Annotated in this window: 13 protein-coding genes; 7 read left to right on the top strand and 6 right to left on the bottom strand. The window is 43.3% G+C overall.

Features of this window, described 5'->3' with window-relative positions:
• Nucleotides 1–6 precede the first annotated feature (6 nt).
• The 5 genes from aceF to panS all read left to right on the top strand — a co-directional run bounded on the left by aceF (nt 7) and on the right by panS (nt 6289).
• The gene (aceF, locus tag SALWKB2_RS03985; RefSeq protein ID WP_025330389.1) at nt 7–1647 is read left to right on the top strand and encodes a dihydrolipoyllysine-residue acetyltransferase; all 1641 of its coding nucleotides are present in this window, start codon (nt 7–9) and stop codon (nt 1645–1647) included.
• A gap of 112 nt (nt 1648–1759) precedes the next feature.
• Entirely contained in the window at nt 1760–3511 is a 1752-nt protein-coding gene (gene lpdA / locus SALWKB2_RS03990; protein WP_025330390.1) for a dihydrolipoyl dehydrogenase, read from the top strand.
• 276 nt (nt 3512–3787) lie between these two features.
• Nucleotides 3788–4915, top strand: coding sequence for an AI-2E family transporter (locus SALWKB2_RS03995; RefSeq protein WP_025330391.1), 1128 nt, complete (start codon nt 3788–3790; stop codon nt 4913–4915).
• Between the two features lie 121 nt (nt 4916–5036).
• Complete coding sequence (gene rpsT, locus SALWKB2_RS04000; RefSeq protein WP_025330392.1) at nt 5037–5303, top strand: 30S ribosomal protein S20; 267 nt, start codon at nt 5037–5039, stop codon at nt 5301–5303.
• A 32-nt stretch (nt 5304–5335) separates the two neighbouring features.
• Nucleotides 5336–6289: a ketopantoate/pantoate/pantothenate transporter PanS gene (panS, locus tag SALWKB2_RS04005; protein ID WP_025330393.1), complete on the top strand. Its 954-nt coding sequence runs from the start codon at nt 5336–5338 to the stop codon at nt 6287–6289.
• Between the two features lie 149 nt (nt 6290–6438).
• Here panS and recX read toward each other — a convergent pair whose 3' ends face one another.
• The 4 genes from recX to SALWKB2_RS04025 form a co-directional block, all read right to left on the bottom strand.
• The gene (gene recX, locus SALWKB2_RS04010) at nt 6439–6909 is read right to left on the bottom strand and encodes a recombination regulator RecX (protein WP_025330394.1); all 471 of its coding nucleotides are present in this window, start codon (nt 6907–6909) and stop codon (nt 6439–6441) included.
• On the bottom strand, nt 6906–7613 hold the full coding sequence (locus SALWKB2_RS04015; RefSeq protein ID WP_038648761.1) for a phosphoglycolate phosphatase: 708 nt from the start codon (nt 7611–7613) through the stop codon (nt 6906–6908). The genes recX and SALWKB2_RS04015 overlap by 4 nt, the downstream gene beginning before the upstream one ends.
• 157 nt (nt 7614–7770) lie before the next feature.
• On the bottom strand, nt 7771–8841 hold the full coding sequence (locus SALWKB2_RS04020; protein WP_025330396.1) for an aldose epimerase family protein: 1071 nt from the start codon (nt 8839–8841) through the stop codon (nt 7771–7773).
• Nucleotides 8828–10141 (bottom strand): replication-associated recombination protein A, encoded by a 1314-nt coding sequence (locus SALWKB2_RS04025; RefSeq protein ID WP_025330397.1) that lies wholly within the window; start codon nt 10139–10141, stop codon nt 8828–8830. Before SALWKB2_RS04025 ends, SALWKB2_RS04020 begins: the two co-directional genes overlap by 14 nt.
• Nucleotides 10142–10309: 168 nt before the next feature.
• On the opposite strand from SALWKB2_RS04025, the gene SALWKB2_RS04030 reads away from it, so the two are divergent.
• A complete protein-coding gene (locus tag SALWKB2_RS04030; protein ID WP_025330398.1) occupies nt 10310–10657 on the top strand; it encodes a hypothetical protein in 348 nt (115 codons plus the stop codon).
• A 38-nt stretch (nt 10658–10695) separates the two neighbouring features.
• Complete coding sequence (gene thrC / locus SALWKB2_RS04035) at nt 10696–12111, top strand: threonine synthase (RefSeq protein WP_025330399.1); 1416 nt, start codon at nt 10696–10698, stop codon at nt 12109–12111.
• Between the two features lie 65 nt (nt 12112–12176).
• Here thrC and SALWKB2_RS04040 read toward each other — a convergent pair whose 3' ends face one another.
• Both SALWKB2_RS04040 and SALWKB2_RS04045 read right to left on the bottom strand, forming a co-directional pair.
• Entirely contained in the window at nt 12177–13679 is a 1503-nt protein-coding gene (locus tag SALWKB2_RS04040; protein ID WP_025330400.1) for a cation:proton antiporter, read from the bottom strand.
• 104 nt (nt 13680–13783) lie between these two features.
• Complete coding sequence (locus tag SALWKB2_RS04045) at nt 13784–14722, bottom strand: Dyp-type peroxidase (RefSeq protein WP_025330401.1); 939 nt, start codon at nt 14720–14722, stop codon at nt 13784–13786.
• Between the last annotated feature and the right edge of the window lie 165 nt (nt 14723–14887).

The following is a 14887-nucleotide window of genomic DNA, read 5'->3' on the forward strand; positions in this document are numbered from 1 at the left end:
ATAATGATGAGTCAGATTGTAGAAATAAAAGTGCCTGATATCGGTAATTATACCGGTGTCGATGTTATTGACGTGGCGGTCAAAGTTGGCGATAGCATTGCGGTAGACGATACCCTGATTACGCTTGAAACAGATAAAGCCACTATGGACGTTCCTGCTGATAAGGCTGGTGTGGTGAAAGAAGTCCTGGTTAAAGTAGGTGATAAAGTATCTGAAGGTAATGTGATTGTGAAAGTAGAAACTTCTGCTGCCGCAAGTGCATCTTCATCTGCCGGTACCACTACTGAAGCTCCGGTTAAGGCAACAACTACCGAAGCAGCCGGTACAGCTGCTCAGTCTGTTGCTGTGAAAGTACCGGACATCGGTAATTTCTCGAATGTTGATGTAATTGAAGTAGATATTAAGGTTGGTGATGATGTGGCTGTTGATCAGACACTGGTTACCCTGGAAACTGATAAAGCGACGATGGATGTACCGTCTACTGTTGCCGGTAAAGTAACGGCTGTACATGTAAAAGTAGGCGATAAAGTATCAGAAGGAAGTGCTCTGATTGAAGTGGCTGTTGCTCCGGCAAGTGCTGCTGCCGCACCGTTAACGCCGGAACAAAAAGAAGCTTCTGAAATCAAAAAACAGGTTGCTGCCACACCATCTGCAGAAAATAACGAATTACGTGCCGAAATCAAAAGCCATGTGCCTCAGGCTTTTGGCAGCTCTGATATTGATGAGAAGGGTTTTGAAAAAGCCCATGCCAGCCCGTCTGTACGCAAACTGGCTCGTGAACTTGGCGTAGATTTAGGACGTGTAAGTGGTAGTGGGCGTAAAGGGCGCATTACCCCTGTTGATCTGCGTGAATTTGTTAAATCGGTTATGCAGAAGGTTGATCGGGGTGGTAGCGGTGCTTCTCTCGGAGGCGGGCTGGATTTATTACCGTGGCCTAAAGTAGATTTCAGCAAATTTGGTGAAATTGAAGTTAAAGAACTGTCACGAATCAAGAAAATCTCCGGTCAGAATCTGGCTCGTAACTGGGTAATGATTCCTCATGTTACTTTACATGAAGATGCAGACATGACAGATCTGGAAGCTTTCCGTAAACAGCTGAATAAAGAATGGGAGCGTGCAGGTATTAAAGTATCGCCGCTGGCTTTCATCATTCTGGCCTGCGTGAAAGCATTACAGGAATTCCCTGAATTTAATTCTTCGCTTGATGGTGATAACCTGATTCTGAAGAAATACATTCATATCGGTTTTGCCGCTGATACGCCGAATGGTCTGGTTGTGCCGGTTATTAAAAACGCTGACCAGAAAGGTCTGAAAGAAATCACGCAGGAACTGGCTGATATGAGTAAGCGTGCCCGTGAAGGCAAGCTGAAACCTCAGGAAATGCAAGGCGCTTCTTTCACCATTTCTTCTTTAGGCGGTATTGGCGGTACAGGCTTTACGCCTATTGTTAATGCGCCGGAAGTGGCTATTCTTGGCGTTTGTAAATCACAGATCAAACCGACCTGGAATGGTAAGGAATTTGAGCCGCGCTTACAATGCCCGCTGTCCCTGTCTTTTGACCACCGTGTGATTGATGGTGCAGCCGGTATGCGTTTTCTGGTATTTATCAGCCAGCTGCTGGCTGATTTCCGCCGCGTATCTCTGTAAGTTTTTAAATAACAGGCTGCCTGAAAACAGATTGGTTTCTGGCAGCCTGTATACATGAAATACAGGCAATTACTGTTGTATCTGATGCAACAGTCAGGCAAAAGGTAAGACCATGAGCTTAATTGAATTGAAAGTACCGGATATCGGCAATTATAAAGATGTCGATATTATTGCGGTAGAAATCAAACCGGGCGATACCGTTGCGGTAGATGACACATTGATTACGCTGGAAACAGATAAGGCCACGATGGATGTACCGGCAGAAACAGCCGGTGTGGTGAAAGAGGTTAAAGTTAAAGTTGGTGATAAAATTTCTGAAGGTGGTGTGATTGCAGTAGTAGAAGCTACAGCTAAACCTGCAGCAAGTGCTCCTGCGGCTGAAAGTGCACCGGTAGCAGCACCTCAGGCAGCCAGTTACTCCGGAAGCAGTGATGCTGAGTACGATGTTGTTGTACTTGGCGGCGGCCCGGGCGGATATTCTGCGGCTTTTGCCGCAGCTGATGAAGGTCTGAAAGTTGCCATCGTGGAACGTTATGCAACTTTGGGCGGTGTTTGTCTGAATGTTGGTTGCATTCCATCCAAAGCTTTACTGCATAATGCAGCTGTAATTGATGAAGTTAAAGAACTGAAAGCCAATGGCATTGAGTATCCGGCACCAAAAATTGATATCGACCAGTTGCGCAGCTACAAGGAAAAAGTAGTAGCGAGAATGACCGGCGGTCTGGCCGGCATGGCTAAAACCCGTAAAGTTGATATTATTCGCGGTAATGGTCGTTATATCGATCCGCATCATATTGAAGTCAGACTGACTTCAGGGGAAGGACGTGTTGAAACCGGTGAAACCAGAACACTGGCTTTTAAAAATACCATTATTGCTGCCGGTAGCCGCGTAGTTAATTTACCATTTATTCCTGAAGACCCGCGCATTGTTGATTCAACAGGTGCTCTGGCACTGAAATTCGTGCCGGAAAAAATGCTGATAATCGGCGGTGGTATTATTGGTCTGGAAATGGGTACAGTGTACAGTACACTGGGCGCACGTCTGGATGTAGTAGAAATGATGGATGGTCTGATGCAGGGTGCTGACCGCGATATGGTCAGAATTTGGCAGAAGAAAAACGAACATCGTTTTGATAATATTATGCTGAATACCAAAACCACAGCTGTTGAAGCTAAAGAAGATGGTATTTACGTGACATTTGAAGGCGCTAAAGCTCCGACACAGCCGCAACGCTATGATCTGGTTCTGGTTGCAGCCGGTCGTGCACCCAATGGCAAACTGATAGGCGCAGAAAACGCCGGAGTGGCCGTTACAGAACGCGGATTTATTAATGTAGATAAGCAGATGCGTACTAATGTACCGCATATTTTTGCCATAGGTGATATTGTGGGTCAGCCGATGTTAGCGCATAAGGCTGTACATGAAGCCCATGTGGCTGCTGAAAACTGTGCCGGTCATCAGGCGTATTTTGATGCACGTGTTATCCCTGGGGTGGCTTATACCAATCCGGAAGTTGCATGGGTAGGCATGACAGAAGATCAGGCGAAAAAAGATGGGGTGAAAATCACTAAATCCGTATTCCCCTGGGCTGCTTCCGGCCGTGCTGTAGCCAATGGTTGCAGTGAGGGTGCTACTAAGCTGATTTTTGACGCTGACAGCGGACTGATAATCGGCGGTGCAATTGTTGGTCCGAGTGCTGGCGATATGATTGGTGAAATCTGTCTGGCTATTGAAATGGGTTGTGATGCAGATGATATTGGTCGCACCATCCATCCTCATCCGACGCTGGGTGAATCAATAGGTATGGCGGCTGAAGTCGCTATGGGTACGTGTACTGACCTGCCACCACAGCGTAAAAAGTAAGAACTAAAATTCTTATGTCACAAGCTGTCCGGTTTTTCCGGACAGCTTTTTTATTGGACAAAAAAAGGTAAATTCGGAAATAATTGATTAAATCAGCTGGTTAAATTGAATAATATTTGCAAAAAAATATCAGTATCTGATACGTAAGTTACATTTAGACATTCCAGTACTGCGCTTATTCAGCTATTATCAAAATAAATATGCTGATAAATCACTATCCGTGTATTGCTGTGAGCTTATATTTTTATTAATCAGTATGAGTGTAATTGAATGAATATGAACAGCAAAACCTCTTCTGGTATTGCCTCCTGGATTATAGGCGGGTTGGTACTGCTGGCAACCATCAGTCTGTTTATAGGGCTAAAACCGATTCTAATGCCTTTTGCCGCAGCCGGAGTACTGGCTTACATTTTAAATCCGCTGGTAGTAAAACTTCACAGTCTAAAACTTTCCCGTTCACTGGCAGCAATGTTGGTGATGTTTCTGGGACTGAGTGTTATTGTGATTTTGCTGCTGATTGTGATACCGATGCTGATTAATTTGCTGGACAGTATATATGAGAAACTGCCTGCATTTCTTGATTGGGTGCATCACCGGCTTGTTCCATGGCTTAATCAGACATTTCATATCCGTATCCGCTGGGATGCGGATTATATGTCCAAGTATGTAGCACAATGGATTCAAACTCATAATGCCAGCATTAAAGATGCCGCTTCAAAAGTTTTACCTGTAGTATGGCAGCATAGCAGTGGTATGGTAGAGTGGGTGACCAATCTGCTGTTACTGCCTTTTCTTTTATATTATTTTCTGCTGGACTGGAATCGCTGGACCTCCGGTATCCGTCATCTGATTCCGCGCCGTGCCTTACCTACTTATAATCGTATCGCTACCAATATGGATACGGTACTGGGTGAATTTCTTCGTGGTGAACTGCTGGTAATGGTAATTATGGGTATGGTTTATGGTCTGGGGCTGGCATTGGTAGGGCTGGAATCAGGATTTGCTATAGGTATGGTTGCCGGTTTGCTGGTGTTTGTGCCTTATCTGGGTGCTTTTACCGGTCTGCTGCTGGCCACGCTGGCAGCATTATTGCAGTTTGATGGCTGGACAGGACTATTACTTGTCTGGGGTGTATTTGCCATTGGTCAGTTTCTGGAAAGTTTCTTTGTCACTCCGAAAATTGTGGGCGATAGAATTGGTCTGTCGCCGTTCTGGGTTATTTTCTCATTGATGGCATTCGGGCAGTTACTTGGTTTTGTCGGTATGCTGCTGGCGTTACCACTGGCTGCAATATGTCTGGTATTGATTCGGGAAGGAACTCAGGCGTACTGGAGAAGTGATTATTTCCGCAAATTGCCGGAAAATAGCATAATCAAGGATGAAAAAACACAGCAGGACAGGTAATCCTAGCTTCTTATTTTTATATGTTGCCTGCTGAAAAAACAACACCGGTACTTGCATTTATGCTGTGAAGTCATTAAAATTCTGCGTTTCATGATTTGTATATGTATGTTAGGAGATATTGATGGCCAATAGTGCACAATCTCGTAAGCGCGCCCGTCAGGCACTGAAACAACGTGCTCATAACGCTAGCTTGCGTACCGCTTTTCGCACTGCAGTTAAAAAAGTATTGAAAGCCGTTGAAGCTGGTGACAAAGCAGCTGCTCAGGTTACCTACAGCGAGAGCGTTAAAGTGATTGATCGCATTGCTGATAAAGGTGTTTTCCATAAAAATAAAGCTGCACGTCATAAAAGCCGTCTGGCTGCCAAAATCAAGGCTATGGCTGCTTAAGCTGATTTTTGTCATTGCATGAGACGATTCTCATGATTGCTATTATCACAAGGCTGTTCCCATTGTGGGCAGCCTTATGTTCTATTTTTGCCTATTATAATCCTGCCGTTTTTATTCCTCTGAAATCTTATATCTCTGAAATGCTGATGCTGGTGATGCTATCCATGGGCATGACGCTGAGAATTGAGGATTTTACCCGGGTATTGAAGCGTCCGGCGCCTATTGCGGCAGGTATTGGTCTGCATTATCTGATTATGCCACTGGCGGCATGGTTGATTGCCAGATTGCTGAACATGTCGCCAGAATTGCAGGCAGGAATGGTGCTGGTAGGGTGTGTGGCCAGTGGTACTGCTTCGAATGTGATGGTGTTTTTATCCAAAGGTGATGTTGCACTGTCTGTCACAATCAGTGCCTTGTCTACTGTAGTGGGTATTTTTGCTACACCACTATTGGCAAAACTTTATATAGCTGCATCAATCGAAGTACCTGTCGTAACTATGCTCAGGGAAATTTTGCTGATTGTTGCCTTACCTATTGCTATAGGGGTAAGCATTAATTATTTTGTGCCGAAACTGGTAAAAAAAATTATACCTTCACTACCACTGATAACGATGTGTATGATTATTATTGTGCTATCAACTGTGGTGTCATTAAGCAGCGATAAGATCGGAATAAAGACGGTAATTGTTGTTGTTGGTGTGATTTTGCATAATGCTTTAGGGCTGATTGGCGGTTACTGGGGTGGACGGTTATTTGGTTTTGATAAATCCATCTGTCGCACACTATCTCTGGAAGTAGGGATGCAGAATTCTGGTCTGGCAGCAGTATTGGGATCTGAATTTTTTGGTTCGATGGCTGCTTTACCGGGCGCAATATTTTCATTATGGCATAATATTTCCGGTTCATTTCTCGCCAGCTACTGGTCGGGAAAGCCTACAGGTACAAGTAACGACCATGTGAAACGTGAAGATGTTAGTTTACATTGATTAATTTGATATACCAAAAAAGCCCGGTTATTAGTCCGGGCTTTTTTATTGAATAATGCTTTGCTGAATTAAATGTACAGGTATTGATTTTGTATGTATATACGAAATTTTGTATTTTCAGGATGTGCTGTCAACACCTGACATTATAATCAGTATTCATCTTCGTCAGGCAGCGAAGTATCAGCCCACGCCTGACGGATAGCTGAGTGAATAATATCCATACTAAAACCGCGGTAAGCAAGAAAATGCATACATTTATGTTTTTCTTTTAAGTCAGCGGGAGGCTGGCGATATTTTTTTTGCAAAACAGCTATAGCATTAATTGTCTGTTGTTCTCTGTCCGGTAAATAATCTGCAATCAGAGCTGCATCAACACCTTTTTGCTTCAGGCTTTGCTCTAAACGCAGATTACCATGCAGCCGGCTTTTACTATTGATATAAGTTTCCGTATATCGTTCATCTGATTGCCAGTGCTTTTGTGCCAGTTCATCCAGTAATGCTTCAAGATTGTCGTTTTCATCTGCATAAGGATGCAGTTTACGTGCCAGCTCAGCTCTGCTGATTTCCCGCCGTGCCAGTAGGGCAATGGCACGGGCACGTAAACTGATTTTTTGCTTCATGCGCGGATTTCGCTGTTAGCATGATGACGTATGCCATCATCAATCTGAGGCAGATGATCAACAATAATGTCCGGTTTAGTCTGTGTGTTTTTTGCCAGCTGTGCCATATCTGCATAACCCCATGTGACGCCACAGCTTAAAGCTCCGGCTGCTTTAGCTGCCAGAATATCATTAGCAGAGTCACCAACCATCAGTAAATTTCCGACGGGTACGCCTAATACTTCTGCTGTGTGCAATAAAGGCATAGGAAAGGGTTTTTTTTCAGCCAGTGTATCACCACCCACAACCAAACTGAATGAATCAGCCAATCCAAGCTCACATAATAATTCCACTGCCAGAATTTCATTTTTATTTGTGATTACTGCTAAAGGCAAACCACGGGCACGGAATAATGCCAGTGCGGTTTCTACTTCAGGATAGGGGCGGGTGTGAACACTCAAATGAGTACGGTAATAGGAAATAAAAGCAGTAAATCCCTGTGTCCAGATTGTTTCATCCACCAGACCGTCCCGATTACCACTGAGAGCCCGGTGTACAAGGCTGGATAAACCGTCACCTACATAGGTAGTCAGTTCAGATTCTGGCAGTGATGACAGTCCTAGTTCCGCGCGCATATGATTGGCAGCAGCACATAAATCGGCGATTGAATCGACCAGGGTACCATCCAGATCGAATGCTATGGCATGAATATCATTCCATTTCATGATTGGCTTATTGATTGGGTAAAAGACATGCTTATTTTATCATGTTCAAATAACTAGTAAGGCTGCCGGTAGCAGTATATTTACTCTGTTTAGCAATTCGGAATTATTTAGGTTCAGACATAGCAGGATAAAACTACAGGCAATTAATCCGTTGTAGTTAGTTTATAACTGGCTGAATGGGATCACGGCTGAATATATAAGCTATATGCTGTTTAAACTTTGTACCGGCATGCAGAATATTATTCGGAAATGCATGGTGATTCGGAGCATCCGTATAGCCTTGCGGTTCAAAACAGATTGCTGCAAATGGCAGAAGTGATTTACGTGCCGGTATCTGCTGCTCAGGCAGATTTTGAGCATTATAGACCACCATTACAGGTGCATCTGTTTTTACCGCTATGGACAAACCGGTATCCGGAGCACTTAAGCGCGCAACAATGTTGTTTGCTGAATTTGGAGGTAATACATACGCAGTATCAATAATACTGCTGCCTATGGGACGTGCTGAATGAAAATCAAGCGTTGCCGGTGCCTTATGAATATCACCAGTTGGTATCATATCTTTATCAGTCACAATGACTTCTTGTGGTAACAGCCATAACTGATGTTCGCTGATCGTGCTTTCTCTCAGAGCCAGATTAAAATAACTATGCTGAGTCAGATTAATTAAAGTATCACGATCTGATTCAGCGCTGAAATCAATATTCAGTTCGTTATTTACTGTCAGGGTATAGCATACCTGTACATTCAGGTTACCCGGATAGCCTTCTTCACCATCGGCACTAAAAAGCTGCATGGTAACCGAAGCGCAATGTTCATCATTATGGGTAGCACATACTTTCCACCACTTCTGATCAAAACCAGTATATCCGCCATGCATATGATGTTCTCCCTGATTAGCAGTCAGGTGGAGCAGTTCATGGTTGAGCGGTGCATGTGCAAAGCTGATGCGTCCGGCATGCCGTCCGATTACAGCGCCCAGATGGGGATTGCTGGCACGATAACTGGTGCTGGCATAATCCTCAGCATTATTGAAACCCAGAACACATTGCACAGGATTGCAATCTCTGTCAGGCATGATGATCGAGGTAACTATGGCACCGAAATCCATAACAGATACCTGCATCCCCTGACTGTTTGTCAGTGTCCACAATGTGGCACTTTCACCGTCTACCAAACCGAATGGCTGGGTACTAATCGTACATAATGAATGTTCATTTGATTTCATTCTGTCCGGCCTCTTCATCAAGATTATGTAAGAACGCCAGTTTTTCGGCGATTTTAATTTCCAGCCCGCGAGCTACCGGCTGATAGAATGCCGGTTCATCCATCCCTTCAGGCATGTAGGTTTCTCCGGCCGCATAGGCATTAGGTTCATCATGGGCATAGCGGTATTCACGCCCGTAGCCCAGCTCTTTCATTAACTTAGTCGGTGCATTGCGTAAATGAACCGGTACTTCATTGGACGGGTGTTTTTTGACAAAAGCACAGGCTTCGTTATACGCAAGATAACCGGCATTGCTTTTTGCCGCACACGCCAGATACAGCACTGCCTGCGCCAGAGCCAGTTCCCCTTCAGGGCTGCCGAGTCGTTCAAAAGTCTGCGCTGCATCATTGGCTATTTGCATCGCTCTCGGATCAGCCAGACCAATATCTTCCCATGCCATACGAATTATACGTCTTGCCAGATAGCGGGGATCAGCACCACCATCCAGCATCCGGGTAAACCAGTACAGAGCGGCATTCGGATGAGATCCGCGTACTGATTTATGCAGTGCAGAAATCTGTTCGTAGAAGCTGTCGCCGCCTTTATCAAAACGGCGTAATTGCGTGCCAAGACTGCCGGCAGTTAACTCTGCGCTGATTTCAGTTTGCTGCTGTGCTTGTGCGGTATGAATCAGTTGTTCGAGTAAATTCAGAAAACGCCGGCCATCACCATCAGCGCTGTTAAGGATTAATGTCTGTGCATCCGAACTGATACTGAATGATTGAAACTCAGGCAGGCTGAAAACTTTATTTTGCAATTGTTTCAGTTCTTCAATGCTGAGTGAGTGCAGGGTATACACCTGTGATCGGCTTAGTAGTGCCGGATTAACCTCAAAAGAAGGATTTTCTGTTGTAGCGCCTATAAAAGTAAATAAGCCGTTTTCGACATAAGGTAAAAATGCATCCTGCTGTGATTTATTAAAGCGATGTACTTCATCGACAAAAAGTATGGTGCGTTGTCCCTGTTGTAAAGCCAGCTGAGCTTTTTCAACCGCTGTACGGATTTCTTTTACTCCGGAAAAAACCGCTGATAAAGGAATAAACAGAGCATTAAAGCTTTGTGCCAGAATCCGTGCCAGAGTGGTTTTACCCACGCCGGGAGGACCCCATAACAGCATGGAATGTAGATGTCCGGTTTCTACAGCAACACGCAGAGGTTTACCGGTACCAATCAGGTGTTGCTGCCCGATTACTTCGTCCAGATTTTTCGGGCGTAACTGTTCTGCCAGTGGTGGTAAAGGTTTCTGATTAAATAAATCCATAACGTGTCATTCAGTACACGATAATTCGTGTAATATATTGTACCTGATTATGTAAACTTTGCAGGGCTGATAACCATTGGATTATGGGTATAATCAGTATGGTTATATATTGTATAAATAAGAAAAGTTGTATTCTAGACTTAAATTTAATCCAACTGAAGAAATTGTATGAGTAAAATATTGTTTTTTCTGGTTTTTGTAGTTGTAGTGATAGGGGCTTATATAAATTATGACCGAAAATCAGAATACGGGCTGATATCTGGTATTGGCAGATATATGATCGATCAGGAATGTCAGCGTCAGTTTGGTCAGTCGGTAAATAAACAGTTGACAGAATTATTTATCATCAAAAGAATCAGTCAAAAGGATTGTAACTGTATTGCAGTACATGCAAGTCGAAAACTCAGCATTAAAGAAATTGCAAAAATGGTCGATCCGCAGGTTCGTCAGCAAAGAGTGCGTGAATTTACTGTATCTCAGGCCAGAGTATGCAGGATAAGATTCCAGCGTTATTAACTATAGCTCAAATATGATTAAATCATACGGGAGAAACAATGAAATACATTAGTACCAGAGGGCAGACCGCGCCAAAAAGTTTTAGTCAGGCATTAATGGCAGGTCTGGCAGATGACGGTGGTTTATTATTACCACAAAGCTATCCGCATATTGATACATTTACTCTTCATGAGTGGCGGTCATTAAGTTATGCTGAACTGGCTATGCAGATTATCAGTCTGTTTGCTACTGATATTCCTAAAGCAGATTTACAGACGATAGTTAATAAGACATATACAAAAGAAATATTCGGAAGTAATGAGATTACTCCGGTCAGAACTTTGCATGATGGAATTCTGATTGAAGGACTTTCAAATGGTCCGACGCTGGCATTTAAAGATATGGCCATGCAATTATTGGGTAATTTGTTTGAGTATGTGCTGGAACGTGAAAACCGCTTTCTGAATATTATCGGCGCCACCAGTGGCGATACCGGTTCTGCTGCTGAGTATGCTCTGCGCGGCAAAAAGCGGGTAAATGTATTTATGTTGTCGCCATATGGAAAAATGAGTGATTTCCAGCGTGCTCAGATGTATAGCCTGAAAGACAGTAACATTTTTAATATTGCTGTTAAAGGCATGTTCGATGATTGCCAGGATATTGTAAAAGCGCTGCAGAATGATCATGCTTTTAAGGCACACTATCATTTAAGTACAGTTAATTCTATCAACTGGGGGCGTATTGTTGCGCAGGTGGTGTATTACTTTAAGGGCTATTTTGCAGCTACCAGCACAAATGAACAGAAGATTTCATTCTGCGTACCCAGTGGTAATTTTGGTAATGTGCTCGCAGGACATATTGCCCGAAGCATGGGGCTGCCTATTCATCGCCTGATTGTTGCTACAAATGAAAATGATGTGTTGAATGAATTTTTCAATACCGGCCATTATCGTCCTCGTGATGCGGCACATACATTTGTTACTTCAAGCCCGTCTATGGATATTTCCAAAGCTTCTAATTTTGAACGCTTTGTTTATGATTTGCTTGACCATGATGGTTCTCATGTGCAAAAACTCTGGCAGCAGGTTGCAGCAGGCAATGGATTTGATTTAAGCCATATGCTGAATAAAATTCAGCATCAGTATGGTTTTGCTGCTGGTAAAAGTACTCATGCTGATCGTTTGCAAACCATTGCTCAGGTGTATCAGGAGGACAATGAACTGATTGATCCGCATACAGCAGATGGCGTAAAGGTAGCGCGACAGTTGCGCGAAGCCGGCGAAATCATTGTGTGTCTGGAAACTGCTCTGGCAGCTAAATTTGCACAGACTATTCATGAGGCAGTTGGAAGTGATGTAACCATACCGCGCCCTGATAATCTAGACGGACTGGAAGATTTACCACAGCATGTTACCGTGATGGATAATGATGCGGCTGCGGTTAAACGGTTTGTGGAAACACAATTGGATAAATAAAAGTAGATGTAAGTTTTTTCAAATTTTAAAGGCCGGCATGGTTATGCCGGCCTTAGTTTTTCAAATTAGAAATTATCCGGATTTTCCAGTTTATCTACTTTCTGTTTTAATTCTTCAGGAGTCAGTGCAATTTCTTCACTTGGATTAGCCGCTGCAGTGGCTACTGCAACAGGATTATAGACAGAAATGTATTCTGATCCGTCAGAACGATCCTCAATAGTGTACATCACTCCGCTGCGGTTGAAACGGTGGCACTGGCGCTGATACCAGCCTCTGAACCCAGTTTTAGGTTCATTCGGGTTGTAATAGAATGCGTTGAGTATTTCCGGTAAGCCAAGGCCGCATACCACACCGGAAAGCAATACACAGATAAATGTATAACCAACCAGAATATCGCTGTATTTAGCCAATGCTGGCATATTGGCTACAGCCAGTATCAGGGCGAGAGAGATACCACCACGTACACCGCCCCAAGACAAAATGGTAAGGCTGCCATGGTAGCTTTTCTTATATACTTTCGGGAACAACATAAATGCCAGTATGTTTCCGACAAAACGGCTCAGATGCAGTAATACGAAAGCTATAATACCGCCGATAACCAGAGTTTTGCTCATATCAACGATAAAGAGTTCCAGACCGATTAAGGTAAACAGAAATGAATTGATGATGCCTTCTACAGCGTGCCAGAAGTTATTAACATCATCTATTTCTTTTTTCTGTAAAACTTCCTGCCATTTATTTCCAACGATCAAACCGCCGACTACACAGGCAATTGGGCCGGACGCATGAGCAAAATAAGCCACCAGATAAGAACCGGAAGCCAGCAAAGCTGTTGTCAGAATCAGTGATTCATTTTCATGTTTGCCATGCAACAGGCGCAATGCGCCAATGCCGAAAATAAACCCGATAATAACGGCAACAACAATTTCATAGAAGAAATTTTCAATAACACCTAAAGGAGATACGTGCTGACCATTAATCAGGGTAAGAATGGTCATGAATACTACGATACACATGGCATCATTGAATAATGATTCACCTTCCAGTTTAACCATTAAATGGCGCGGGGTACGTACTGAGCTCAGAACGCCTTTAATACCGATAGGGTCTGTTGCGCCCAGAGCAGAGCCCAGTAACAGCAGAACCAGTAAAGGAACATGATCGCCGACCAAAAACTGAAACCCATATAGCAGACCGCCAAACAACACTGAGCACAGCAATAATCCCAGAGTGGCCAGAATCAGAATTTGTCTCCAGTAACGCTTTAAATCAGAAATCTTAAATTTAAGAGCAGAGGAGGTCAGGATAAAGCAGATTACGCCGTTTACCAGAAAATCATAAAAATTAATATGACTTACGGCTGCCTTTAACGCCATGATATCTACATGGATAAAATGATTGCGTCCGAATAAATTCATGCCCCATTGCAGTGCAAATACCAGAATGGCTGAAACAATCGGTACGCCAATGGCCTGCGGCATATCAAATAAGCGTTTATTTAATAATGTGGTGACAATAGACAGTGAAAAAATAACCGTTATTGCCTGTAAAAAAAGTACACTACCCATGCAAACAGTTTTCCTTTATTTAAGTATTGTAATAAGTTGCTGATGAATCGAATCTGTCGCAGTTTGTAGCAGGTTCCCCTTGAATCAAAACTTGCAATAATAACTTACGAATCAAATTCATCCAGTAAATCAGGTGCTGGAATAAAATAGAGACTGCCGCTTACCGGTGTACTGAAATCCAGCAGACGGTCTACGTGACCTTCGTCATTTCCGGTAAACATATGCTGCAGCATTTGGCGTGTTACTGCAAATGAACGTGCATAACCGATAAAAAACGTACCGTACTCATTTTTTGACGGATGAGCAAATGCTACATTGGCACGAATAATTTTCAGTTCATTGCCTTGTGCATCATAAGCCTTACTCACGTTACTATGCGCAGTTTTCGGCTTTTCTTCATCAGAAAGCTCAATGTCATTAAAACGGCGCCGGCCAATGACTTTTTCCTGTTCTTCTACTGATAATTGCCGCCATGCCTGCATGTTATGCAGATATTTCTGAGTAAAAGCATAACTGCCGTTGCGGAATAACGGATCTTCATCACCCACCAGAGCATATTCTGCTTTGGATACATCTTCCGGATTTTCAGTACCATCAACGAAACCGATGATAGCGCGACCATCCAGATAACGGAAACCACTTACTTCATCAATGGAATAAGTCGCATCAGCCAGTAATTCATCAATCATTGCGGCCATTTCATAACAAATGTCCTGACGATCGGCACGGATATGAAAGAAAAGATCGCCTGCTGTCGCTACGGCAGTATGTTTTTCGCCTTTAATAGCAGTAAAAGGAACCAGTTCCTTAGGCTTTGGTTTACCCGGCCTCAGCTTGTCCCAGGCTTCCGAACCAATCCCCATTAATGCATTAAAATTTTCATCATGAAACCGGCCATGCATGCTGCGTACTAACGCTGAAAAACCAGTAATAAATTCGAGTACCTTGGTAATCGCTGCCTGATTATTCTGTATCCCTAACGTAATAAATAAAGCACTTTTACCCGGATAAGCTAATACTGAAGGTGTTCTGTATATTGTCATTAATAAATACTTTCCTAAACCATTATTATAATGAAATCAACGTACGTTATTAAGTACAAACTGACATGAATTTAAATATTTTTAACTATGTCATAAAAATCGCCTGTAAATATGTTCAGCACTGTAAACCGAACCGAGTAATAAATCCGGCTTTTCTCACTGCCT

The organism is Snodgrassella alvi wkB2, from assembly GCF_000600005.1.
Classification (GTDB): Bacteria; Pseudomonadota; Gammaproteobacteria; order Burkholderiales; family Neisseriaceae; genus Snodgrassella; species Snodgrassella alvi.

Coding starts and splice junctions, on each gene's coding strand:
- aceF (WP_025330389.1), top strand. CDS start 7: ATGAGTCAGATTGTAGAAATAAAAGTGCCTGATATCGGTAATTATACC.
- lpdA (WP_025330390.1), top strand. CDS start 1,760: ATGAGCTTAATTGAATTGAAAGTACCGGATATCGGCAATTATAAAGAT.
- SALWKB2_RS03995 (WP_025330391.1), top strand. CDS start 3,788: ATGAACAGCAAAACCTCTTCTGGTATTGCCTCCTGGATTATAGGCGGG.
- rpsT (WP_025330392.1), top strand. CDS start 5,037: ATGGCCAATAGTGCACAATCTCGTAAGCGCGCCCGTCAGGCACTGAAA.
- panS (WP_025330393.1), top strand. CDS start 5,336: ATGATTGCTATTATCACAAGGCTGTTCCCATTGTGGGCAGCCTTATGT.
- recX (WP_025330394.1), bottom strand. CDS start 6,909: ATGAAGCAAAAAATCAGTTTACGTGCCCGTGCCATTGCCCTACTGGCA.
- SALWKB2_RS04015 (WP_038648761.1), bottom strand. CDS start 7,613: ATGAAATGGAATGATATTCATGCCATAGCATTCGATCTGGATGGTACC.
- SALWKB2_RS04020 (WP_025330396.1), bottom strand. CDS start 8,841: ATGAAATCAAATGAACATTCATTATGTACGATTAGTACCCAGCCATTC.
- SALWKB2_RS04025 (WP_025330397.1), bottom strand. CDS start 10,141: ATGGATTTATTTAATCAGAAACCTTTACCACCACTGGCAGAACAGTTA.
- SALWKB2_RS04030 (WP_025330398.1), top strand. CDS start 10,310: ATGAGTAAAATATTGTTTTTTCTGGTTTTTGTAGTTGTAGTGATAGGG.
- thrC (WP_025330399.1), top strand. CDS start 10,696: ATGAAATACATTAGTACCAGAGGGCAGACCGCGCCAAAAAGTTTTAGT.
- SALWKB2_RS04040 (WP_025330400.1), bottom strand. CDS start 13,679: ATGGGTAGTGTACTTTTTTTACAGGCAATAACGGTTATTTTTTCACTG.
- SALWKB2_RS04045 (WP_025330401.1), bottom strand. CDS start 14,722: ATGACAATATACAGAACACCTTCAGTATTAGCTTATCCGGGTAAAAGT.